1 protein-coding gene is annotated in these 330 nt (G+C 58.8%); it reads right to left on the bottom strand.

The window, feature by feature from the left end; all coding sequences use genetic code 11:
• On the bottom strand, positions 1 to 259 hold a 259-nt coding region (locus HMPREF0298_RS12005), incomplete at its 3' end, for a helix-turn-helix domain-containing protein (protein WP_169304989.1).
• Positions 260 to 330: the final 71 nt, after the last annotated feature.

Below are 330 nucleotides of genomic sequence, written 5' to 3'. Positions count from 1 at the left end.
ACCCACACCACCCCACACGCTGCGCAATCACAGTGGCAGGCAACGTCGGGCTCTGCTCCAGCAGGGCACGCACCCGCGATTCAAACGGGGTGAAGCTGGTTTCGGAGCTTGCACGCTTCTTGTACACAGGCGGCGCATCTGAGGCCAACGCCCTTTCCACCGTCTTTTTCGAGCAGCCAACTTCGGCCGCGATTTTCCTGATCGACAGGCCCTGCCGACGCAGATACCTGATCTTGGCCCAATCTTCCACGGAAATCACCCATCCAATCTTGTCGGTGGGCTACTTTTCGACCGTCGCAAGTGGGCTACTTTTCAAGCGTCGCTAACACC

This window comes from Corynebacterium lipophiloflavum DSM 44291, from assembly GCF_000159635.1.
GTDB lineage: Bacteria > Actinomycetota > Actinomycetes > Mycobacteriales > Mycobacteriaceae > Corynebacterium > Corynebacterium lipophiloflavum.
The sequence above is the reverse complement of the archived record's forward strand: the minus strand, read 5'-3'. Positions and strand labels throughout refer to the sequence as shown.